21 protein-coding genes and 1 pseudogene are annotated in these 22,117 nt (G+C 71.0%); 12 read left to right on the top strand and 10 right to left on the bottom strand.

All coding sequences use genetic code 11. The features are described 5' to 3' along the window. Positions 1–42: 42 nt before the first annotated feature. Together cobT and ACH5AF_RS15575 are read right to left on the bottom strand one after the other, a co-directional pair. Positions 43–1,131 (bottom strand): nicotinate-nucleotide--dimethylbenzimidazole phosphoribosyltransferase, encoded by a 1,089-nt coding sequence (gene cobT, locus ACH5AF_RS15580; protein ID WP_398902288.1) that lies wholly within the window; start codon positions 1,129–1,131, stop codon positions 43–45. Positions 1,132–1,627: 496 nt separating this feature from the next. Then, entirely contained in the window at positions 1,628–2,827 is a 1,200-nt protein-coding gene (locus ACH5AF_RS15575) for a bifunctional adenosylcobinamide kinase/adenosylcobinamide-phosphate guanylyltransferase (protein ID WP_398902173.1), read from the bottom strand. A 99-nt stretch (positions 2,828–2,926) separates the two neighbouring features. Between ACH5AF_RS15575 and ACH5AF_RS15570 the strand changes: the two genes are divergently transcribed. Then, the gene (locus ACH5AF_RS15570; RefSeq protein ID WP_398902172.1) at positions 2,927–3,127 is read left to right on the top strand and encodes a hypothetical protein; all 201 of its coding nucleotides are present in this window, start codon (positions 2,927–2,929) and stop codon (positions 3,125–3,127) included. Positions 3,128–3,206: 79 nt separating this feature from the next. Here ACH5AF_RS15570 and ACH5AF_RS15565 read toward each other — a convergent pair whose 3' ends face one another. The 3 genes from ACH5AF_RS15565 to ACH5AF_RS15555 all read right to left on the bottom strand — a co-directional run bounded on the left by ACH5AF_RS15565 (position 3,207) and on the right by ACH5AF_RS15555 (position 5,784). Beyond that, positions 3,207–4,304, bottom strand: coding sequence for a S1C family serine protease (locus tag ACH5AF_RS15565; RefSeq protein WP_398902171.1), 1,098 nt, complete (start codon positions 4,302–4,304; stop codon positions 3,207–3,209). A gap of 77 nt (positions 4,305–4,381) precedes the next feature. Beyond that, the gene (locus ACH5AF_RS15560; RefSeq protein ID WP_398902287.1) at positions 4,382–5,119 is read right to left on the bottom strand and encodes a class I SAM-dependent methyltransferase; all 738 of its coding nucleotides are present in this window, start codon (positions 5,117–5,119) and stop codon (positions 4,382–4,384) included. 68 nt (positions 5,120–5,187) lie between these two features. Continuing rightward, on the bottom strand, positions 5,188–5,784 hold the full coding sequence (locus tag ACH5AF_RS15555; protein ID WP_398902170.1) for a DUF3043 domain-containing protein: 597 nt from the start codon (positions 5,782–5,784) through the stop codon (positions 5,188–5,190). Between the two features lie 284 nt (positions 5,785–6,068). Between ACH5AF_RS15555 and ACH5AF_RS15550 the strand changes: the two genes are divergently transcribed. From ACH5AF_RS15550 to ACH5AF_RS15535, 4 genes and pseudogenes are all read left to right on the top strand, one after another. Further along, positions 6,069–6,866: a PspA/IM30 family protein gene (locus ACH5AF_RS15550; RefSeq protein WP_398902169.1), complete on the top strand. Its 798-nt coding sequence runs from the start codon at positions 6,069–6,071 to the stop codon at positions 6,864–6,866. 9 nt (positions 6,867–6,875) lie between these two features. Further along, positions 6,876–7,148, top strand: a pseudogene (locus ACH5AF_RS15545) (hypothetical protein); the annotation flags it as partial. Between the two features lie 432 nt (positions 7,149–7,580). Next, entirely contained in the window at positions 7,581–8,810 is a 1,230-nt protein-coding gene (locus ACH5AF_RS15540) for a sensor histidine kinase (RefSeq protein ID WP_398902168.1), read from the top strand. Beyond that, complete coding sequence (locus ACH5AF_RS15535; RefSeq protein WP_398902167.1) at positions 8,807–9,493, top strand: response regulator; 687 nt, start codon at positions 8,807–8,809, stop codon at positions 9,491–9,493. The genes ACH5AF_RS15540 and ACH5AF_RS15535 overlap by 4 nt, the downstream gene beginning before the upstream one ends. 92 nt (positions 9,494–9,585) lie before the next feature. Here ACH5AF_RS15535 and nadA read toward each other — a convergent pair whose 3' ends face one another. Further along, positions 9,586–10,782: a quinolinate synthase NadA gene (nadA, locus tag ACH5AF_RS15530; RefSeq protein ID WP_398902166.1), complete on the bottom strand. Its 1,197-nt coding sequence runs from the start codon at positions 10,780–10,782 to the stop codon at positions 9,586–9,588. 243 nt (positions 10,783–11,025) lie between these two features. Here nadA and ACH5AF_RS15525 point away from each other — a divergent pair, with 243 nt between their 5' ends. Continuing rightward, positions 11,026–11,382 carry an iron-sulfur cluster assembly accessory protein gene (locus ACH5AF_RS15525; RefSeq protein ID WP_030745999.1) on the top strand — a complete coding sequence of 119 codons (357 nt, stop codon included), beginning with the start codon at positions 11,026–11,028 and terminating at the stop codon, positions 11,380–11,382. Positions 11,383–11,480: 98 nt separating this feature from the next. On the opposite strand, the gene ACH5AF_RS15520 is transcribed toward ACH5AF_RS15525, so the two are convergent. Next, positions 11,481–12,989 carry a hypothetical protein gene (locus ACH5AF_RS15520; RefSeq protein WP_398902165.1) on the bottom strand — a complete coding sequence of 503 codons (1,509 nt, stop codon included), beginning with the start codon at positions 12,987–12,989 and terminating at the stop codon, positions 11,481–11,483. A 99-nt stretch (positions 12,990–13,088) separates the two neighbouring features. Continuing rightward, positions 13,089–13,295: a hypothetical protein gene (locus ACH5AF_RS15515; RefSeq protein ID WP_398902164.1), complete on the bottom strand. Its 207-nt coding sequence runs from the start codon at positions 13,293–13,295 to the stop codon at positions 13,089–13,091. Between the two features lie 128 nt (positions 13,296–13,423). Between ACH5AF_RS15515 and ACH5AF_RS15510 the strand changes: the two genes are divergently transcribed. Continuing rightward, positions 13,424–14,398, top strand: a complete 975-nt coding sequence (locus tag ACH5AF_RS15510) for a carbohydrate kinase family protein (protein ID WP_398902163.1) — start codon at positions 13,424–13,426, stop codon at positions 14,396–14,398. Positions 14,399–14,482: 84 nt separating this feature from the next. Here the strand turns inward: ACH5AF_RS15510 and ACH5AF_RS15505 are convergent, their stop codons facing one another. After that, positions 14,483–15,868 carry a cysteine desulfurase/sulfurtransferase TusA family protein gene (locus ACH5AF_RS15505; protein WP_398902162.1) on the bottom strand — a complete coding sequence of 462 codons (1,386 nt, stop codon included), beginning with the start codon at positions 15,866–15,868 and terminating at the stop codon, positions 14,483–14,485. Positions 15,869–16,139: 271 nt separating this feature from the next. Between ACH5AF_RS15505 and coxB the strand changes: the two genes are divergently transcribed. The 4 genes from coxB (at position 16,140) to ACH5AF_RS15485 (ending at position 20,649) form a co-directional block, all read left to right on the top strand. After that, on the top strand, positions 16,140–17,141 hold the full coding sequence (gene coxB, locus ACH5AF_RS15500; protein WP_398902161.1) for a cytochrome c oxidase subunit II: 1,002 nt from the start codon (positions 16,140–16,142) through the stop codon (positions 17,139–17,141). Continuing rightward, positions 17,138–18,877 (top strand): cytochrome c oxidase subunit I, encoded by a 1,740-nt coding sequence (ctaD, locus tag ACH5AF_RS15495; protein WP_398902160.1) that lies wholly within the window; start codon positions 17,138–17,140, stop codon positions 18,875–18,877. The genes coxB and ctaD overlap by 4 nt, the downstream gene beginning before the upstream one ends. After that, a complete protein-coding gene (locus ACH5AF_RS15490) occupies positions 18,874–19,272 on the top strand; it encodes a cytochrome c oxidase subunit 4 (protein ID WP_398902159.1) in 399 nt (132 codons plus the stop codon). The genes ctaD and ACH5AF_RS15490 overlap by 4 nt, the downstream gene beginning before the upstream one ends. A 120-nt stretch (positions 19,273–19,392) precedes the next feature. Beyond that, positions 19,393–20,649 (top strand): Ig-like domain-containing protein, encoded by a 1,257-nt coding sequence (locus ACH5AF_RS15485; protein WP_398902158.1) that lies wholly within the window; start codon positions 19,393–19,395, stop codon positions 20,647–20,649. Positions 20,650–20,899: 250 nt separating this feature from the next. Here the strand turns inward: ACH5AF_RS15485 and ACH5AF_RS15480 are convergent, their stop codons facing one another. After that, positions 20,900–21,304: a hypothetical protein gene (locus tag ACH5AF_RS15480; protein ID WP_398902157.1), complete on the bottom strand. Its 405-nt coding sequence runs from the start codon at positions 21,302–21,304 to the stop codon at positions 20,900–20,902. Positions 21,305–21,473: 169 nt separating this feature from the next. Here ACH5AF_RS15480 and ACH5AF_RS15475 point away from each other — a divergent pair, with 169 nt between their 5' ends. After that, complete coding sequence (locus ACH5AF_RS15475; protein ID WP_215180890.1) at positions 21,474–22,094, top strand: heme-copper oxidase subunit III; 621 nt, start codon at positions 21,474–21,476, stop codon at positions 22,092–22,094. The last annotated feature ends 23 nt before the right edge of the window (positions 22,095–22,117 follow it).

Genomic DNA, 22,117 nt, shown 5'->3' with positions numbered 1-22,117 from the left:
GGTCGCGCGTCGGGCCGCCGTCCGGTCGCGCGGTCGCGTCTGTCAGTCCGTCAGGCTCTCGTCCGTCGACGCCTGTTCCACGCCACCGGTCTCCTGTGCCCGCTCGGGCAGCTCCGCCGCGAGGGCAGCGGCCGCCTGGACCAGGGGGAGCGCGAGCAGGGCGCCGGCGCCCTCGCCCACGCTGACGGCATGGTCGAGGAGCGGGGTGAGCGCCATGCGGTCCAGCGCCTTCGCCTGCGCCGGCTCACCGCTGAGCTGGCCCGCGAGCCACCAGTCGGGCGAACGGAACGCCGCGCGCTGGCCCACGAGACCACACGCCGCCGCCACGACTCCGTCGAGTACGACCGGCATCCGGCGCACCGCGCACTGCAGAAGGAATCCGGTCATCGCCGTCAGGTCCGCGCCGCCGACCGTCGCGAGCAGCTCCAGCTGGTCGCCCAGCACCGGCCGTGCGCGGCGCAGCGCGTCACGGATCGCCGCGCACTTGCGCATCCAGGCCAGGTCATCGATCCCGGCCCCGCCGCGACCGGTGACCACGGAGGCGTCCGTGCCGCACAGCGCGGCGACCAGGGTCGCGGCGGCCGTGGTGCCGCCGACGCTGAGGTCGCCGAGGACGACCAGGTCGGTGCCCGAGTCGGCCTCCTCGTCGGCGATCGCCATACCGAGGCGTACGGCCTGTTCGGCCTCCTCGACGGTCAGCGCGTCCTCGATGTCGATACGGCCGCTGCCGCGCCGCACTCGGTGCCTCACGACGTCCTCGGGCAGCAGCTCGGGATCGCAGTCCAGGCCGGCGTCGACGATCCGCACCGGCACGCCGGAGCGACGGGCCAGCACTGCGACAGGGCTCGCGCCCTCCAGCACGGCCCGCACGAGCTTGTGCGCGGTGCCGGACTCCCGTCCCGAAACACCGAGTTCGGCGACACCGTGGTCGCCGGCGAACAGCACGACCCGCGGCTGCTCGATGGCGCTGACCGGGACGGCGCCCTGCGCGGCCGCGAGCCACTCACCCAGCTCGTCGAGCCGCCCCAGCGAACCGGGTGGCACGACCAGCCGCTCCCGCCGTTCCTCGGCGGCGCGCCGGACACCGCTGTCGGGGCGCTCGATCAGATCGGAGAAGTCGTCGAGATTCAGCCTGCTCATTCGCCGAACAGTACCGTCAGGCGGTGACGGGCCGGAGGCCTCCCGCCCCTTTGCCCGCGCCGCCGGACCGCCGAGGGCGCAGGCGGGGCCGATTCGAGCCCCACCGGCCGGCTCGTGCGGAAGCACCCCGAGCCCGCCGGCGATGGAGGCTGCGGGGTCGGGGGCCCCGCGGGACCGCGCGGCGGGTGCGTGCGCCCACCTCGTGCCCCGCGCTCGGGCGGCCGGGGCGTCCCACCGGAACTCGCCGCGCCGCCCGGGACCGGGGCGCGGGCGGAGGCAATTGGAGCTCCGCCGGCGATGGAGGCTGCGGGGGAGCCCCGCGGGAGCCGGTGCGCCCACCTCGTGCTCCGCCGTCAGGGCGTCCCACCGGAACCCGCCGCGCGAACCGGTGCACCGGCGCGGGTGGGTGCGCTCACCTCGTGCCCCCGAGCTCCGCCGTCAGGGCACCCCACCCGAACCCGCCGCGTGGAGCCGGGGCAACCGCCTCTCACCCCCGCAGCGGCAGCGCCTGCCCCGCCACCACCAGCAGCACGTGCTCGCACTCCGCCGCGAACGCGGCGTTCAGGCGGCCCAGTTCGTCGCGGAAGCGGCGGCCGGACGGGGTCGCCGGGACCACGCCCGAGCCGACCTCGTTGGTGACCGCCACCACCGTACGGCCCGTCTCCCGTACCGCGGTCAGCAGTTCGGCCACCCGTGTGCGCAGCGTCCGCTCGCCATGCGCCCCCCACGCGGCGTCGTCCCAGGCGTCCGCCCGGTCCATGGCGTCGGTCAGCCAGAGCGACAGGCAGTCGATCAGCAGCGGCGGCCCGTCCTCGCCGAGCAGCGGCACCAGGTCGCACGTCTCGGTCGTACGCCAGGAGCCGGGCCGCCGCTCGCGGTGGGCGGCCACCCTCGCCGCCCACTCCACGTCCCCGTGGCGGTGCCCGCCGGTCGCGACGTACAGCACGTCGGGGAACGCCTCCAGGCGTCGCTCCGCCTCCAGTGACTTGCCCGAACGGGCCCCGCCCGTCACCAGCGTGCGCCGGGGCACGTCCGGGACCGCGTGGTACTCGCCGACGATCAGCGTCGTCCCGTCCGGCACCGCCCGCGCCCCCGCCGCCGCCAGCCGCCGCGCCAGCTCGGGACCGCCGGGCACGTCGTGGTCGAGATGGACGGCGACCACATCGGTCGTGGACCCGATCGCCCCCGCGGCCCGTAGACGTCCCACCGCGTCCGGCCGCCGCACGACGTCCACGACGACCATCTCGTACGCGGCGAGCCCCTCGGCCAGACCGGCGGGCCCGGCGCCCGGTGGCAGATACAGCAGCCGCTCGCCCTCCGGGGACGTCACCTCGTACCCCGTACCGGGGTGGTCCACCGGAACGGCCCGCACCCGGTGCCCGCTGATCAGCGTCAGCTCCCGGCCGTCGGGCACCCGGCCGGGAGTCGGCAGTCCGGCCGGCAGGTCGACCGCGGGACCGTCGTGCGGATGGGTCAGCAGCACCTGGCGTACGCCGACGAGCGAATGCCCCGCCCGCGCCGCCGCCAGCGCGGCCCCGGGCGTGAGGTCGAGCAGCAGTGCCCCGTCCAGGAGCAGGGCGGTGGCCGCCCGCGCCTCCGCGCCGCGAGCGGTCGCGCAGACGGCGCAGGGGCAGTCGGGACGGGGAAGACCGGCGGGCGCGCCGGTGCCGAGCAGAGTCAGTTCCACGCCCCTGATCCTCCCGCGTCCCCGTAGCTGGTGCGCGCCCGGCTACGCTGCGGGCAGCAAAGTGATCAGCTGCGAGGCCCCAGGGACCCGGAGGCGCACATGGCATGGACGTGGCGGTTCGAGAAGTCCGACGGTACGGAGGTGCAGCCGGCGGTGGAGCCGGAGGAGTTCACCACCCAGGGCGACGCCGAGTCCTGGATCGGTGAGCACTACAAGGAGCTCCAGGAGGGCGGGGCCGACCAGGTGGTGCTCTCGGAGGACGGGACGAAGATCTACGGCCCGATGAGCCTGCACGAGTAGACCTCGGGCCGACGCACCCGGGCCGCGCCCAAAGGGGCGGCCCGGTACGTGCGCCCCGCTCCCCGGCGCAGGCCGCCCGTCAGATCTCGCCCAGCGTGACCTGAGCCGTGCGCTGCGATCCGTCCCGCTGGTACGTCACCGTCACCTTGTCGCCGGGCTGCCGCGACGCCAGTGCCTCCGCCAGCGACGTGATCGTCGTGATCGCGGTGTTACCCAGCTTCGTGACGATGTCGCCCGCCCGCAGTCCGGCCCGGTCCGCGGGACCGTCCTGCGTGACCTCGACCACCGCCACGCCGGACGGGGCGTAGCGGTCGTCGAGGACCGTACGGCCCGTGATGCCGAGCGCCGCCCGGCCCGAGTCCGTGACCCGGCCCGTCGTGATGATCTGGTCGGCGATCCTGCGGACCATCGACACCGGGATCGCGAAGCCGATGCCGGGCGCCGCGCCCTCGCCCAGCGACGGGTCCACCGCGGCGAGCGTCGGAATGCCGATGACCTCACTGTCCAGATTGACCAGCGCGCCCCCGCTGTTGCCCGGGTTGATCGGGGCCGACGTCTGCACCATGTTGCCGAACGTGGCCCCGGTGCCGCCGCCCGGGTCGCTCTGGGTCACGGTCCGGCCGACCGCTGAGACGATGCCCTGGGTGACGCTGCTGGAGAGACCCAGCGGCGAGCCCATGGCCAGCACGATCTGGCCGACCGCGACCGTGGACGAGTCACCGAACTTCGCCGCCCTCAGCCCCTCGGGCACGGACTCCAGCCGGATGACCGCGAGGTCCTGTTCCGGGTAGGAGGAGACCAGCCGTGCCGTCATCGGCGCCTCGCCCGTCGCCACCGTCACCCTGAACGACCTGGCGGGGCCAACCACATGCGCGTTGGTGACGATGTGTCCCTTGTCGTCGTAGACGATCCCGGAGCCGAGGCGCTCGTCCGCCTCGATCTGCACGACCGACGGGAGCACGTTCTCGATGACGGCCTGGTAGTCGTCCTCCAGCTCGTTCGCGGCCTTCGGCGCCAGGGCGCCCGCCGTGACCCGGGTCGACGGCGGCGACGGCTGCGGCGGGGCGGCCGGTGAGCAGCCGCCGACGAGAACGGCCGCGCAGAGCGCGGCCGTGACGGAAAGGAGAGCGGGCAGCGGCGAACGGCGTGACGGACCGCGGTACGGGGATGCGCTCATGCCCGGAGTATCCCTTTTGCCTCCTCCTGGTCGCCCGCCCTGCGCCGCCGATCAGGGGGCCGGTCGAGGCCGGGTCATCAGGCCCGCCGCACTCCGCACAGATGGAGCAGCGCCGCCACCCGCCGGTACGGATCGGTACGCCCCGCCCGTTCCTCCGCGGCGAGCAGCTCGTGCAGCTCCTCGGCCGGGGGCAGCTCGACGTCCTTGCCGACGCCGTCCGTGAAGACACGCACCCCGTACCAGGCGTGCAGCGGCGCATTGATCCCTTCGAGCGTTTCCGTCAGCGCGGCCAGCCGGTCCGCCCGCACGGTGAGACCGAGCCGGTTGGTGTACGTCTCGGTGTCGAACGCGCTCTTGGCCGCGGACCAGTCACCGGCAAGGCCAGGCCGCATCGCCAGCGCGTCCCCGTTGCGCACGAGGAGGGACAGCAGCCCGCCCGGCGCCAGCATCCGCGCGAGGCCCGCGAGCATCGCGTCCGCCTCGGCGACGTACATCAGGACCCCGTGGCACAGCACCACGTCGAAGCTGCCCGGCAGGAAGTGCACACCGGTGTCGCGCCCGTCGCCCTCGATCAGCCGGACGCGCTCGCGGATCCCGGCCGGTTCGCCGGCCAGCGACTCGCGCGCTGCCTTCAGCATGGCCGCGTCCGACTCCAGGCCCGTGACCGTGTGCCCGGCCCGCGCCAGACGCAGTGCCTGCGTGCCCTGCCCCATGCCCACGTCGAGCACCCTGAGGCGCTGTCCGACCGGATAGCGGGCGGAGATCTGCTCCTCCAGCTGGCGGGCGACGAGTTCCTGGCGGACCGTGTTGCGCAGCCCGCCCGCACCCGCGAGCCACTCGGCGGACGCCCCGGCGAAGCCCGAAGGCTCGGCGGAGCGGGCGCTCAGGGCCGCTCCCCGCGCTTGACCTGTGGCTTTGGCAGACGAAGCCGGCGCATCTGCAGCGTACGCATCAGGCCGTACGCCACCGCGCCGCGCTTCGGCTCGTCGGGGAAGCGCTCGCGCAGCTGCTTCTTGAGCCGGATCGACAGACCGACGGAGTCGATGACGATCATCACGATCACGCCGAGCCAGAGCAGCAGGGCGATGTTCTGCAACTGCGGGACCCGGATCATGCTCAGCACGAGGATGACCACCGCGAGCGGCAGGAAGAACTCGGCGATGCAGAAGCGGGAGTCGACGAAGTCGCGCACGAAGCGCCGCACCGGACCCTTGTCACGGGCCGGCAGATAGCGCTCGTCGCCGCTGGCGAGGGCCTCGCGCTGCTTGGCCAGGTCCGCACGGCGGGCCTCGCGCTGGCGCTTCATCGCCTCCTTGCGGTCCTGCGGTGGGGTGGCCGCACGGCGCCGCTGGCCCTGGGCCTCGGCGCGCTTCGGTGTCGGGCGGCCCTTGGGGGCCTCGGGGTCGCGGGGCTGCTTGGAGAGGTCCGCCGTCACCTTTTCGGTGGGGGCCTTCTCGTCCTTGGAACGGCTACGGAACACAAAGCCCAAGGGTACGGGGTGCGAGGCATGGACCCCACCTTCGCGGGGAACGATCCCGCAACGGCGTGCGTCCGTAAAGGACACAAGCACCACAGAGCGGACGTCCACTGCGACGGGTCCCTGACAGCCCTCTACTCCTCCGGCCGGATCAGGAGCCGTTCGCACTCGTCCTTGGGGATGAGCGCATCCACGCTCGAACAGTGCGGTAATGGATGCAGGGCCCGTACTGTGGGTTCTGTTGGAGTGGTGTAGCCGAGTCCGTCAGAAGGGGGCGCGCGAAGCCCATGAGCGGTGTCATGAAGCGTATGGGGATGATCTTCCGCGCGAAGGCGAACAAGGCCCTTGACCGGGCCGAGGATCCGCGCGAAACCCTCGATTACTCGTACCAGAAGCAGCTGGAGCTGTTGCAGAAGGTCCGCCGCGGAGTCGCGGACGTCGCGACGTCCCGCAAGCGCCTCGAGCTCCAGCTGAACCAGTTGCAGGGCCAGTCCGCAAAACTGGAGGACCAGGGCCGCAAGGCGCTTGCGCTGGGCCGCGAGGACCTGGCGCGCGAGGCGCTCTCCCGCCGTGCCGCACTCCAGCAGCAGGTCACCGACCTGGAGACCCAGCACCAGACCCTGCAGGGCGAGGAGGAGAAGCTCACGCTCGCCGCGCAGCGGCTCCAGGCCAAGGTCGACGCCTTCCGTACGAAGAAGGAGACGATCAAGGCCACGTACACCGCCGCCCAGGCGCAGACCCGGATCGCGGAGTCCTTCTCCGGCATCTCGGAGGAGATGAGCGACGTCGGCGTCGCGATCCAGCGCGCCGAGGACAAGACCGCGCAGCTCCAGGCACGGGCCGGCGCGATCGACGAGCTGCTCGCCTCCGGGGCCCTCGACGACCAGTCGGGCCTGGCGAAGGACGACATCCAGGCCGAGCTCGACCGCCTCTCCGGTGGTACGGACGTCGAGCTGGAGCTCCAGCGCATGAAGGCCGAGCTGGCCGGCGGCCCGGCGTCACAGCAGCAGGCGATCGAGGGCGGTGCGGAGCGTCAGGACGCGCCGCCGCAGCAGCAGAGCACTCCGAAGTTCGACAAGCAGTAAGGACTCGTCATGATCGTACGGATCATGGGGGAGGGGCAGCTGGAGGTGGCGGACAGCCACTTCCCTGAGCTGAACAAGCTCGACGACGAGCTGCTCGCGGAGATGGAGAGCGGCGACGGCACCGGTTTCCGCCGGACGCTGCACGCCCTGCTCGAAAAGGTCCGGGAGTTCGGCGAGCCACTGCCCGACGCCTCCCTGGAGCCGTCCGAGCTGATCCTTCCCGCGCCGGACGCGACATTGGAGGACGTCCGGAAGCTGCTGGGCGAGGACGGGCTCATCCCTACGGGTCCGGAGCCCTCCCGCACGGGCCCGGAGCCCTCCCGCACGGAGCAGGAGTCCTCCCGCACCGCCCCGTCCGATTCCCCGACCCCGGTCGAACCCCCGGACTGACGCGGCCCAGCGGCCCGGGCGGTCTTCCCCTGCCAGCCGCTTCCCTCAAGCCGGGGCTCCTCCTCCCCACGCCCTGCCGGCGAGCGGGACCCACCGACCCCCGCGCCTCGAACCTCCCCCTACGGGTCCGGCGGCGTGGGTGTCCCCAGCGGGCCCGGCCGGCGGCGAAGCCAGGGGGAGTTCGAGGACACCGCTCCAGGGCGGGTACGGGGTCCGGGCCGAGCCCCGGTTCGGGAAGGGGCGGGGTGGGGAGGAGCCCCGCGCAGCGCCCCCCGCCGCACCGCCCGCCGCTACCCCTCGGCAACACCCGTAACGTAGCCGGACGTGACCTCACTCGCCGACCGGCTCCTGCGGACAAGGCACTGGCTGCGCGCCCACCCGCTCGCATTCGACGCCGCGCTCGCCGTCGGCGTGCTCGCCTGCATGGTCACCGGGTCCTTCGCCGACCCGCACGGGCCCCACGGCCCCACCTTCGGCACCCGCACACCCGAGCTCCGCAGCGCCGTCCTGATGGTCGTCGCGGCGGCCGCGCTCGTCTTCCGGCGGCGCGAACCGATGGCCGTGCTCGGCGTCACCGGCCTCGTGTCCGTCGTCGAGCTCGTGGCCGGCGACCCGGCGGCGCCCGTCGCCATGAGCGCCGTCATCGCCCTGTACACCGTCGCCTCCACCACCGACCGGCCCACGACGTGGCGCGTCGGGCTGCTGACGATGGCCGTGCTGACAGGCGCCGCGATGTCCTTCGGCTCGACACCCTGGTACACCCAGGAGAACCTGGGCATCTTCGCCTGGACCGGGATGGCGGCCGCCGCCGGTGACGCCGTCCGCAGCCGCCACGCCTTCGTCGACGCCATACGGGAGAGGGCCGAGCGCGCCGAGCGGACCCGCGAGGAGGAGGCCGGGCGCCGCGTCGCCGAGGAGCGGCTGCGCATCGCCCGCGATCTGCACGATGTCGTCGCGCACCACATCGCCCTGGTCAACGTGCAGGCCGGTGTCGCCGCCCATGTCATGGACAAGCGGCCCGACCAGGCCAAGGAAGCCCTGGCCCATGTCCGCGAGGCCAGCCGCTCCGCACTCGACGAACTGCGCGCCACCGTCGGCCTGCTGCGCCAGTCCGGCGACCCCGAGGCACCCACCCAGCCGGCCCCCGGCCTCGCCGTCCTCGACGAGCTCGTCACCACCTTCCACCAGGCCGGACTGCCCGTCGAAGTCGCCCGCGCCGACGACGGCGTCAGCCCGCCCGCGGCGGTCGACCTCGCCGCGTACCGGATCATCCAGGAGTCGCTGACCAATGTGCAGAAGCACGCGGGCCCGGACGCCAAGGCCGAGGTCAGCGTGGTGCGCGTCGGCGCCACGCTGGAGGTGACCGTACTCGACAACGGCGCCGTCGACCCGGGCCCCGGCGAAGGCGGCGGACACGGGCTCATTGGCATGCGGGAACGGGTCACCGCGCTCGGCGGCACCCTCACCGCCGGCCCCCGCTACGGAGGTGGCTTCCGGGTGCAGGCGATACTGCCCCTGCATGCGCGGGCGGCCCGCGCGGGGGAGGACCGATGACCATCAGGGTGCTGCTCGCCGACGACCAGGCGCTGCTGCGCAGCGCGTTCAAGGTCCTGGTGGACTCCGAACCGGACATGGAGGTGGTCGGGGAGGCCGCCGACGGCGCGCAGGCCGTCGCCCTGACCCGCTCCGCCCGCGCCGACGTCGTCCTGATGGACATCCGGATGCCCGGCACGGACGGCCTCGCCGCGACCCGCCTCATCAGCGAAGATCCCGAACTCTCGCATGTACGGGTGGTGATGCTGACGACCTTCGAGGTGGACGAGTACGTCGTCCAGTCGCTGCGCGCCGGGGCCTCCGGCTTCCTCGGGAAGGGCGCCGAGCCCGAGGAGCTCCTGAACGCGATCCGTGTCGCCGCCGCCGGAGAGGCGCTGCTGTCCCCGGCCGCGACCAAGGGGCTGATCGCCACGTTCCTCGCCCAGGGCGGCGGTTCGGACCACGTGGCCGAACCCGGCGCGTGCTCCGAGCGGCTGTCCGCCCTCACGAGCCGCGAGCGCGAGGTGCTGGTGCTGGTGGCCGGCGGGCACTCCAACGACGAGATCGCCGACCGTCTGGAGGTCAGCCCGCTCACCGTGAAGACCCACGTGAACCGGGCGATGGCCAAGCTCGGCGCCCGCGACCGGGCCCAGCTGGTGGTCACCGCCTACGAGTCCGGTCTGGTACGTCCACGGGTGGAGTGAGCCCTGCGGGGCCGTGGTCGCCGGTGCGGACCGCGTCCGGCGCAGGCGCGGTGGTGCCCCCTACGCCCGCGGGACGTAGGGGGAGCCTCCGGTTACGGCAGCGCCAGCATCCGCTCGAGCGCCAGCTTCGCGAAGCTCTCCGTCTCCTTGTCGACCTGGATGCGGTTGACCAGGTTGCCCTCGGCCAGCGACTCCAGCGCCCACACCAGGTGGGGCAGGTCGATCCGGTTCATCGTCGAGCAGAAGCAGACCGTCTTGTCGAGGAAGACGATCTCCTTGCCCTCGTCCGCGAAACGATTCGCCAGACGACGGACCAGGTTCAGCTCCGTGCCGATGGCCCACTTGGACCCGGCCGGGGCCGCCTGAAGCGTGTTGATGATGTACTCCGTCGAGCCCACGTAGTCCGCGGCCGCGACGACCTCGTGCTTGCACTCCGGGTGCACCAGGACGTTGACGCCCGGGATGCGCTCGCGCACGTCGTTGACCGAGTCCAGCGAGAACCGGCCGTGCACCGAGCAGTGGCCGCGCCAAAGGATCATCTTGGCGGCGCGCAGTTCCTCAGCGGTCAGGCCGCCGTTCGGCTTGTGCGGGTTGTAGAGCACGCAGTCGTCGAGGGACATCCCCATGTCGCGGACGGCGGTGTTGCGGCCCAGGTGCTGGTCGGGCAGGAAGAGGACCTTCTCGCCCTGCTCGAAGGCCCAGTCCAGCGCGCGCTTCGCGTTCGACGACGTACAGATCGTGCCGCCGTGCTTGCCGGTGAACGCCTTGATGTCCGCCGAGGAGTTCATGTACGACACCGGCACGACCTGCTCGGCGATGCCCGCCTCCGTCAGCACGTCCCAGCACTCGGCGACCTGCTCGGCCGTGGCCATGTCGGCCATCGAGCAGCCGGCCGCCAGGTCGGGGAGCACGACCTTCTGGTCGTCGGATGTCAGGATGTCCGCGGACTCGGCCATGAAGTGCACACCGCAGAAGACGATGTACTCGGCCTCGGGGCGCGCGGCCGCGTCCTTGGCCAGCTTGAAGGAGTCGCCGGTGACGTCCGCGAACTGGATGACCTCGTCTCGCTGGTAGTGGTGGCCCAGGACGAAGACCTTGCTGCCGAGCTTCTCCTTGGCCGCACGGGCGCGCTCCACCAGGTCCGGGTCGGACGGCGATGGCAGGTCGCCCGGGCACTCGACACCGCGCTCGCTGCGGGGGTCGGCCTCGCGGCCGAGCAGCAGGAGGGCGAGCGGCGTCGGCTGGACGTCGAGCTCGGGGCGGGTTGGGGCGGTGGTCACGACACGCACCCTTTCTTCGTCTGACAGAGGGCTTCTCGTCTATTTGACGCTATCTATCATAACCGCTTCACGTCACTTTGACGATGGCCATAGCGTCGATGTGACGCACCCCCTGTCCACAGGTCGGTGCCTTGCGTCGAGCCGGTGTGCGAGCATGAAAGGGAAAGACTAGGGCTCGCCCGGAATGAATCCGGGATCCGGCCGGTTGCACCCGTCGGCAAGCAGTCTCCGTACTACCCGGGAGAGAAGCAGATGTCCGTATCGGACGAGACCACCACCGTGAGCGACGGCATCCTCCTGTCCGACGCCGCCGCGGCCAAGGTCAAGGCCCTGCTGGACCAGGAAGGCCGTGACGACCTGGCCCTGCGTGTCGCTGTTCAGCCCGGCGGCTGCTCCGGCCTGCGGTACCAGCTGTTCTTCGACGAGCGCTCGCTCGACGGCGACGTCGTCAAGGACTTCGGCGGCGTCAAGGTCGTCACCGACCGCATGAGCGCGCCGTACCTGGGCGGTGCGTCGATCGACTTCGTCGACACCATCGAGAAGCAGGGCTTCACCATCGACAACCCGAACGCCACGGGCTCCTGCGCCTGCGGCGACTCGTTCAGCTAGAGACCTCTCGTCTGGATGCGGCGAAAGGCGGCGGCCCCATCCGGGACCGCCGCCTTCGGCGTCTCAGCGCTCTCAGCGCCTCAGGGGCCTCAGCGCCCTCACCCCTTGCGCGGCAGTTCCTTGCCCGTGCTCGCGTCCACGACCTCGCGGCCGTCCAGGGGCGAGTCCAGCGTCACCGATTCGGTCAGCTCCTTGGCCATGGCGATGCACACCCGATCGGGATCGGGATTCGGCTCGACGATCTCGACCTTCACCTGCTCAGGGGTCTCGGTCGCCCTCGCCTCGTAGTCGCTGCACACCCCGCCCCAGAAGGTCACCGACAGCGTCCTGCCGTCCACGCTGTACGAGGTGGCCGGCGGAGAGGGGACCTTCCCCGGGTCTGTCGGCGTGACGTCCTGGTGCGGCGGCTCGGCCGACGTGAGATACGCCGGCTCCACCGCGGTGTGCGTGACCGTGAACGGCTCGGCCTGCCCCTTCGCCACCACCTGGAACAGCCACGACGGCACCAGCGCCTGCCGCCCGTCCACGTACTGCGCGGCAAGCCCGAAGACGGCCTTCTCGATCGTCAGCTGCTCCGGCGCGGGGCGGTCGCCCGCCGGCTCGCACGGCGCGGCGGGCTTCTGCTCGCCCTCCCGCGACTCGTCCGCGGGCGGCTCACCCACCCGCAGGCCGTCCTTGTGCGGTACGGGCGTCGCACAGCCACCGATGCCGATCGGGCCGCCGCCCTGCCCGGACTCGTTCAGCGCTTCCACCGCCTCGGCCGCGGAGATCACCGGATAGCTGTGGGACTTCACGGGCTTCTTCAGCTGCCCGCTCCCGCCGACCACACCACCGTCCGCGCCGACCTGGATGCCGGTGCTCCAGCCGTACGTGGGCAGGCCGCCCACCACCGGGTCGGCGTTCACGACGCGTACCGCGCCCATCAGCTGCCGGGCGTCGAGCTTCGCGTCGCCCTGGCCGACCGCGGCCAGCACCGGCGCCGCGGCCTTCTTCGCGGCCGCCTCGTCGATCGCGGGCCCCGACTCGTCCGGCGCCACCGAGCCATCGGCGGGGCAGCCCTTGCCCTTCGGGCAGTCGTCGCCGCGGGGCGCCGCGCCGTAGCGGGCGAAGGTCCAGGTGCCCGGAGCGTCCTTGTTCACCTGGAGCAACGGGCCCGAGCCGTCCTTGTCCGCCCCGACCTTCCACGCCGTACCCGCCAGCCGGGGCGCACCCGTCACACCGAGCGCCTTCGCCAGCCGCGCCACCTCGGCCTCCGTCACGGATCCGGCCGCCCGGTACACGGCGGCCCGCTCGGGTCCCTCGGGCATATCGCCCGCGGCGCGGTAGACCGGACCGCCACCCCCGTTCGGATCGGGCTCGCCCGGAGCGATGGAGCCCGTGCTCCCGTCGGCGGTCCCCGGCGCGTCCAGGGAGAGCAGCGGAGCCGGCCCGCCCGCGCGGGCGTCGCTCTTCGCGTCGGACGCCGTGTCCGTGCCGCCGCCCGGTCCGCTGGTCGCCACGTACGCCCCGCCTCCGCCGGCGACCAGCACCGCCGCCGCCACCGAGGCGACGACGAGCGGGGAACGCCGGTGGAGCGGGCTACGTTGCGTCTTGTCCGTGCTGCTCACCGCATCGCTCCTTGTCTCATGCCTCCTGCTGCGGAGGGCACGGATGGGACGGAGCGGGGGAGCGCATGGTTCCCTCGCGTCGCGTGGTGCCGTAGCGGCTCAGTCGCCGTAGTCGGACATCGCGTCCAGCAACCGGGCCGAGGAGGGCGGCACCACGACCCCGTGGATGAGCGAGTGGTGCACCGGCGCGGGCGCCGCCACCGCCGGTACGACCCAGTGCGGTGCCATGCGCGCGCAGTCACCGCGCAGCTGATCGAGACTCATCTCGGACTCCCGCGACTCGCGCGCGGCGATGTGCTTGGTCATAGCGGCACCGTATGCACCTGGACCTGGCGGAAAAAAGCCCTACTATCGGGTAGTTTCCGCACGTGGAGGGGGCGCGGAACCCGGTAGCGTGGACTGTCACTGCCAACCCGCCCCAGGAGCGCCTCACCGTGCGTATCGCAGTCACCGGCTCCATCGCCACCGACCACCTCATGACCTTCCCCGGCCGCTTCGCCGACCAGTTGGTCGCGGACCAGCTGCACACGGTCTCCCTGTCCTTCCTCGTCGACAATCTCGATGTGCGCAGGGGCGGTGTCGGGGCCAACATCTGCTTCGGCATGGGCCAGCTGGGCACCGGGCCGATCCTCGTCGGCGCGGCCGGCTCGGACTTCGACGAGTACCGCGCCTGGCTCGACCGCCACGGTGTGGACACCGCGTCGGTCCGTATCTCCGAGGTCCTGCACACCGCCCGCTTCGTGTGCACCACCGACGCCGACCACAACCAGATCGGCTCCTTCTACACCGGCGCGATGAGCGAGGCCCGCCAGATCGAGCTGAAGTCCGTGGCCGACCGGGTCGACGGCCTGGACCTCGTCCTGATCGGCGCTGACGACCCCGAGGCGATGCTGCGTCACACCGAGGAGTGCCGTTCACGAGCCATCCCGTTCGCCGCGGACTTCTCGCAGCAGATCGCGCGCATGGACGGCGACGAGATCCGGATACTGCTGGACGGCGCCGCGTACCTGTTCTCGAACGAGTACGAGAAGGGCCTCATCGAGTCCAAGACCGGCTGGACCGACGGGGAGATCCTGTCCAGGGTCGGCCACCGCGTCACCACGCTCGGCTCGCGGGGCGTCCGGATCGAGGCGGCGGGAGGGGAGACGATCGAGGTCGGCTGCCCGGAGGAGGACGCCAAGGTCGACCCGACGGGCGTGGGCGACGCGTTCCGCGCGGGCTTCCTGTCGGGCCTGTCGTGGGGCGTGGGCCATGAGCGGGCGGCACAGGTGGGCTGCATGCTGGCCACGCTGGTGATCGAGACGCTGGGCACGCAGGAGTACACCCTGCGGCGGGCGCACTTCATGGAGCGCTTCACCAAGGCGTACGGCCATGAAGCGGCATCCGAGGTCCACGCCCACCTGGCCTGACGCGCTCAGGGGGACCCCGCCGGGCCGGCGGGGTCCCCGGGGGCTGTCCGGCGGATCCGGCCGGGGCCCCGATGTGCCGGAGCCCTACACCAGCCGCCGCACCACGTACGCCACCCCTCGCTCCGCCTCCTGTTCCCCCACGTACTCCTGTCCCCGCATCACGCACCAGGCCGGGATGTCCAGGCGGGCCGCCCCGTCGTCCGAGAGCACCGTCACCGTCGCACCGACCGGTACGTCGCCGATCACCTTCGCCAGTTCGATGACCGGGATCGGGCACCTCCTGCCCAGAGCGTCCACGACGAGCGACGCGTCCCTGTCGGACGGTTCCACCGGCGCCGGGGCGGGCGCGCCGAGGCGCTCCCGCACCTGAGCCACCACCCGCGGCAGCACCTGAAGGAAACCGTCGACGTCCTGCCGTGACGTGCCGAGCGGCAGCGAGACCCGGACGTTGCCCTCCGACAGCACCCCCATCGCCCGCAGCACATGGCTCGGCGTGAGCGTGCTGCTCGTGCACGACGAACCGGACGACACCGAGTACCCCGCCCGGTCCAGCTCGTGCAGCACCGTCTCGCCGTCGACATAGAGACACGAGAACGTCACCAGGTGGGGCAGCCGCCGCACCGGGTCGCCCACCACCTCGACGTCCGGCACCAGCTCCGGCACCCGCGTGCGGATCAGGTCCACCAGGCCCCTCAGGGTCGCGGCCTGCTCCGCCGCCTCCGCTCGTACCGCACGCAGCGACGCCGCAGCCGCCACGATCGCCGGGATGTTCTCGAAGCCCGGCGCCCGCCCCGACTCCCGCTCATCGGCGGGACCTTGCGGGGCGAAACGGACACCCTTGCGCACCGCGAGCAGCCCGACACCGGCCGGGCCGCCCCACTTGTGCGCGCTCGCGGCCAGCAGGGACCAGTCGCCCCGCACCGGCCCCCAGGGCAGCGACTGCGCCGCGTCCACCAGCAGCGGCACGCCCGCCTCCCGGCAGGCGGCGGCCACCGCGTCCACCGGCTGCTCGGTGCCCACCTCGTGGTTGGCGGACTGCAGGCACGCCAGCGCCGTCCCGGGCCCGAGGGCGCCGGCGAAGTCGTCGGCGGTCACCGATCCGAGCCGGTCCACCCCGACCTCCGTCACCGACCCGCCCGACGACTCCCACAAGGACGCCGAGTGCAGCACGGCGGAGTGCTCGACGGCGGAGACGACGAGACGGCGGCCGACACGCCGACGGGCGGCCAGCGCGCCGGAGATCGCGGAGTGCAGCGCGTGGGTCCCCGAAGGAGTGAACACGATCTCGTCGGGACGGCAGCCGACGGCCTCCGCGGCCGCCTCCCGGGCGGCGTCCAGCAGAAGCCTCGCCCGCCGCCCTTCGCGGTAGAGCCGGGACGGGTCGGCCCAGCCCTCGTCGAGCGAGGCCTGCAGGGCCTGACGCGCGACCGGGTGCAGGGGAGCGGAGGATGCTGCATCGAAGTAGGGCACGTCATCACGCTAACGCCGTGCAGGCGAGGGGGTGTCAGATGGGCCCCGGACCGTTGAATTCCGGGGGTTTGAGGTGGTCCCCGGGAAGGTCCGGCACCCCTTCGGGGTGTCGGACGGCGCGTTGGGCACCCTCCCCGCGCGACCCCAAATAGCGTCCAGTAGGGTTTGGTCCGCATAAACATCCAAACCCCTGCCCGCGTCAGGGCCGGCGACCGACCAGCGAGACGGCCGCAGCCGGCCGCGCGGGCCGAGACTCTCGGGAAGGCGCTACGTGAGTCCCAACGGCTCCGACCTCCCCCACCGCCCGACGGGCGGGGGCGGTACCCCCATGTCTCGGCGCCCGATGCGGCGGAAGCTGCCGCAGGTGCTGACTGCGGGCCTGATCCTGGCTACCGCCTCCGGTTGCTCATACAACTGGGAGGACTTCCCCCGGCTTGGCATGCCCACCCCGGTGACGGAGGAGGCCCCGCGGATCCTCTCCCTCTGGCAGGGCTCGTGGGCGGCAGCGCTCGCCACGGGCGTGCTGGTGTGGGGCCTGATCCTGTGGAGCATCTTCTTCCACCGGCGCAGCCGCACCAAGGTGGAGATTCCTCCGCAGACCCGGTACAACATGCCGATCGAGGCCCTGTACACCGTGGTCCCGATCATCATCGTTTCGGTGCTCTTCTACTTCACCGCGCGTGACGAGACGAAGCTCCTCACCCTCTCGGAAAAGCCCGCCCACACCATCAACGTGGTCGGCTACCAGTGGAGCTGGGGCTTCAACTACGTCGAGAACGTCGACGGCGACGCCCGGTCCGGAGCCGAGATCCCCAAGGAGCTCGACGCCGTTCCGGACAAGTACCAGCAGAGCTTCCCCGAGGGTGCCGAGGGCGTCTACGACGCCGGCATCCCCGGCACCCGGAACCCGCAGACCGGCAACCCGGGCCCGACGCTGTGGCTGCCCAAGGGAGAGAAGGTCCGGTTCATCCTGACCTCTCGCGACGTCATCCACTCCTTCTGGGTGGTCCCCTTCCTGTTCAAGCAGGACGTCATCCCCGGCCACACCAACGTCTTCGAGGTGACCCCCAACAGGGAGGGCACCTTCCTGGGCAAGTGCGCCGAGCTGTGTGGCGTCGACCACTCCCGGATGCTCTTCAACGTCAAGGTCGTCTCCCCGGAGCGCTACCAGCAGCACCTGAAGGAGCTTGCCGAGAAGGGGCAGACCGGCTTCATCCCGTCGGGCATTGAGCAGACGGACCCGGCCAGGAATGCGGAGAAGAACCAACTGTGAGCATCCTCAACGAACCCCAGGGTGCCGCCGCGGCAGATGAAGACTCGTACGAGAACGAGCTGCCGGTGCGGCGCAAGCAGCCCGGCAACGTCGTCGTGAAGTGGCTGACGACCACCGACCACAAGACGATCGGCACGCTCTACCTCGTCACCTCGTTCTTCTTCTTCTGCATCGGTGGCCTGATGGCGCTCTTCATGCGCGCCGAACTGGCCCGTCCCGGCACGCAGATCATGTCGAACGAGCAGTTCAACCAGGCGTTCACGATGCACGGCACGATCATGCTGCTGATGTTCGCGACGCCGCTGTTCGCCGGATTCGCGAACTGGATCATGCCGCTGCAGATCGGCGCGCCCGACGTGGCGTTCCCGCGGCTGAACATGTTCGCGTACTGGCTGTACCTCTTCGGCTCGCTGATCGCGGTCGCCGGCTTCCTCACCCCTCAGGGTGCGGCCGACTTCGGCTGGTTCGCCTACTCCCCGCTGTCGGACGCCGTCCGCTCCCCGGGTGTCGGCGCCGACATGTGGATCATGGGTCTGGCCTTCTCCGGCTTCGGCACGATCCTCGGTTCGGTCAACTTCATCACCACGATCATCTGCATGCGCGCCCCTGGCATGACGATGTTCCGGATGCCGATCTTCACCTGGAACGTGCTGCTGACCGGTGTGCTGGTCCTGCTGGCCTTCCCGGTCCTGGCCGCCGCGCTGTTCGCCCTGGAGGCGGACCGCAAGTTCGGGTCGCACATCTTCGACGCCTCCAACGGCGGCGCGTTGCTGTGGCAGCACCTGTTCTGGTTCTTCGGCCATCCAGAGGTGTACATCATCGCCCTGCCGTTCTTCGGCATCGTCTCGGAGATCATTCCGGTCTTCTCCCGCAAGCCGATGTTCGGTTACATCGGTCTGGTGGGCGCGACCATCGCGATCGCCGGTCTGTCCGTGACGGTGTGGGCGCACCACATGTACGTCACAGGCGGCGTGCTGTTGCCGTTCTTCTCCTTCATGACGTTCCTCATCGCGGTACCGACCGGTGTGAAGTTCTTCAACTGGATCGGCACGATGTGGAAGGGCTCACTGTCCTTCGAGACACCGATGCTCTGGACGATCGGCTTCCTGGTCACCTTCACCTTCGGCGGTCTGACCGGCGTCATCCTGGCCTCGCCGCCGATGGACTTCCACGTGTCCGACTCGTACTTCGTCGTCGCGCACTTCCACTACGTCGTCTTCGGCACCGTGGTCTTCGCGATGTTCGCCGGCTTCCACTTCTGGTGGCCGAAGTTCACGGGCAAGATGCTGGACGAGCGGCTCGGCAAGATGACGTTCTGGACGCTGTTCATCGGCTTCCACGGCACGTTCCTGGTGCAGCACTGGCTCGGTGCCGAGGGCATGCCGCGCCGCTACGCGGACTACCTCGCGGCCGACGGCTTCACCGCGCTGAACACGATCTCCACGATCGCCTCGTTCCTGCTCGGTCTCTCGATCCTTCCCTTCATGTACAACGTCTGGAAGACGGCGAAGTACGGCAAGAAGATCGAGGTCGACGACCCCTGGGGCTACGGCCGTTCGCTGGAGTGGGCCACGTCCTGCCCGCCGCCGCGGCACAACTTCCTCACCCTGCCCCGCATCCGCAGTGAATCTCCCGCGTTCGACCTGCACCACCCGGAGATCGCGGCTCTCGACCAGCTCGAGCACGGCGGCATCCCGGCCGGCGTGACGGCCGGTGGCAAGGAGGAGAGCAAGTGAAGATCCAGGGCAAGATGTTCCTGTGGCTGGGCGTCTTCATCCTGGCCATGGCCGTCCTGTACGGCGTGTGGTCGAAGGAGCCGGCCGGTACCACCGCGCTCTTCCTGGCCTTCGGCCTGAGCGTCATGATCGGCTACTACCTGGCCTTCACGGCCAGGCGGGTGGACGCCATGGCCCAGGACAACAAGGAAGCCGATGTGGCCGACGAGGCCGGCGAGGTGGGCTTCTTCTCCCCGCACAGCTGGCAGCCGCTCTCGCTGGGGATCGGCGGTGCGCTCGCCTTCCTCGGTGTCGCGATCGGCTGGTGGCTGCTGTACTTCTCGCTGCCGCTGATCCTCATCGGCATCTTCGGCTGGGTGTTCGAGTACTACCGCGGTGAGAGCCAGAACCAGTAACACCGCGTGACGCACCACCTGTCGGGCCCGGATCCCCTTCACTCCAAGAAGGTGGATCCGGGCCCCTCTTTTGGAGTCATTCAGCGCGCCGCTGCTGACAAGCGTTCATAGCGTGTGCTCATGAACCACACGCCGCACTTCCGAACCGTTTTCAGCTGCACTCTGGTGGTCCTTGCCCTTGGCGTGGTCGCGACCGCGTGCGGCGAACCCGACGGTCACCCCCTCGCCGCCCAGCCCTACGACGCCGCCCGGCAGGTCAGCTTCAACGCCGAGGACGGCCGCGGCAAGGTCGACCCCGACAAGCCGCTCGAGGTCACCACCAAGCGCGAGGCCGGCCGCATCACGGATGTCACCGTCATAGATGACGCGGGGCACTACCTCGCCGGTGAACTCTCCGCGGACGGCCTGCGCTGGCGCTCCACCGCGCCCCTCGCGGCCGGCGCCCGCTACACGATGCGCGTCTCCACGGAGAACGAGGACGGCTCGCCCGGAGTCCGTGTGGTCACGTTCCAGACCGCACCCGCCAAGCGCTTTCTGACCGCCGAGTTCGGCCCGGAGCCAGGCACGTACGGCGTGGGCCAGCCGGTCACGGCCAAGCTCAGCATGGCCGTCAAGGACAAGAAGGCCAGGCGTGTCGTGGAACGCGCGCTGAAGGTCGACTCCAGGCCCGCTGTGGAGGGCTCCTGGTACTGGGTGGACGACAAAACGCTCCACTACCGCCCGATGGAGTACTGGCCCGCGGGGACGGCCGTCAACGCGACCAGCAACCTCGCTGGGGTCAAGGTCGCGAACAAGCTCTACGGCGGCCGGTCCAAGGCCCTGAGGCTCACCATCGGCGACCGTGTGGAGGCCATCACCGACGCCGCCGCGCACTCGATGGTCGTCATGCGCAACGGAGACGTGATCAACACCATTCCGGTCACCACCGGAAAGCCCGGCTTCGACACGCGCAACGGCATCAAGGTCGTGCTCGGCAAGGAGCCGTTCGTCCGGATGCGCAGCACCACCATCGGGATCGCCGAGGGCAGCTCGGAGGCGTACGACCTGCCGGTCTACTGGGCGACCCGCGTCACCTGGAGCGGCGAGTACGTCCACGCGGCGCCCTGGTCCGTCGGATCACAGGGCGCCGCGAACGTCAGCCACGGCTGCACCGGGATGTCCACGGACAACGCCGCGTGGTTCTTCAAGACCGTCCAGCCGGGCGACATCGTCAAGGTCGTCAACAGCTACGGCGACATGATGGACACGTTCGGGAACGGCTTCGGCGACTGGAACCTGTCCTGGGACGAGTGGCGCGAGGGCAGTGCCCTGACCGGTGGCACGCCCCAGGAGACCGGCGCCTCCGCCATCGCCGCCCGCCTGCGGCCCGCCGTTTAGATACGGGGCCCGGTTGGCCTCCGGGGCGCCTGAGACGGCGTCGACGGACGATCGTGCTCGGTCCTCCCCCAGATCTCGTCCGGGGGTACCCCCACGTTCCTCGGGACCTCCGCGCTCCCCCAGCTACCGCTGGGTGGGGGTTCCACCACGCCCGCAGGGCGTAGGGGGAGTGCCCCCACTCCCTTTCGACACCGCCGCGCCCCTTCGGCTCACTCGCCTCGGGCCGGACGCTCCCGCGGCGACCGCCCGCTCAGGCGGCGTGGTGGGAGAGCCTGGTGCGCAGCAAGGAGGCCAGGGCCTCGGCGAACCCCACCGGGTCGACCGGGAGGGTCACCGCCGCCTCCGCACGGCTCCAGGTGGCCAGCCAGGCGTCCTGCGGTCGGCCGATGAGCAGCAGCACGGGCGGGCAGTCGAAGATCTCGTCCTTGATCTGCCGGCACACGCCCATGCCGCCCGCCGGAACGGTCTCGCCGTCCAGCACGCACACGTCGATGCCGCCCTCGTCGAGCGCCTTCAGCACGGCGGGCAGCGTCGCGCACTCCACGAACCGCACCGGCGGCACGTCGGCGGCCGGCCTGCGACCCGTTGCCAACCTGACCTGCTCGCGGGTATTGGCATCGTCGCTGTAGACCAGGACCGTGGCGCTCGACTGCATGGTTCCTCCGCCTCGTACGAACAGAGCTTGTGGCGCGGATGCTACTCCTCCCGACTGGCTGTCAACAGCGCTTCGGACAGGGCTTCGATGGGCCGTTCGGGCTGGACAACGGCCACTGACACACCGAACGGCACCCCCGGGAGTGAGGGCGGGATAAGCGACCGACATAATGTCGGTCGTGGCGACAGCAACGACAGTAGAAACCGGGCACGCGCACCCGTCGGTCAATCGGCCGAACCTCACCAGCGTCGGAACCATCATCTGGCTGAGTTCCGAGCTGATGTTCTTCGCGGCCCTCTTCGCGATGTACTTCACCCTGCGATCGGTGACGGGTGCCGAGTTCTGGGCAGAGAAAGCCGATGCCCTGAACTTCCCGTTCTCGGCGACGAACACCACGATCCTGGTGCTCTCCTCCCTCACGTGCCAGCTCGGCGTCTTCGCCGCCGAGCGCGGCGACGTGAAGAAGCTGCGTGCCTGGTTCGTGCTCACCTTCGTGATGGGTGCGATCTTCATCGGCGGCCAGGTCTTCGAGTACACCGAGCTGGTCAAGCACGAGGGGCTCTCCCTCTCGTCCGACCCGTACGGCTCCGTGTTCTACCTGACCACCGGCTTCCACGGTCTGCACGTGACAGGCGGTCTCATCGCCTTCCTGCTGGTTCTCGGCAGGACGTACGCGGCCAGGAGATTCACCCACGAGCAGGCAACCGCCGCCATCGTCGTGTCCTACTACTGGCACTTCGTCGATGTCGTCTGGATCGGCCTCTTCGCCACGATCTACATGATCAAGTAATCGGCGCGGGCGGCACGCCCCCG

Source organism: Streptomyces sp. NPDC018833 (assembly GCF_044390825.1).
Taxonomy (GTDB): Bacteria; Actinomycetota; Actinomycetes; order Streptomycetales; family Streptomycetaceae; genus Streptomyces.
This window is presented reverse-complemented; position numbering and strand designations above follow the sequence as displayed.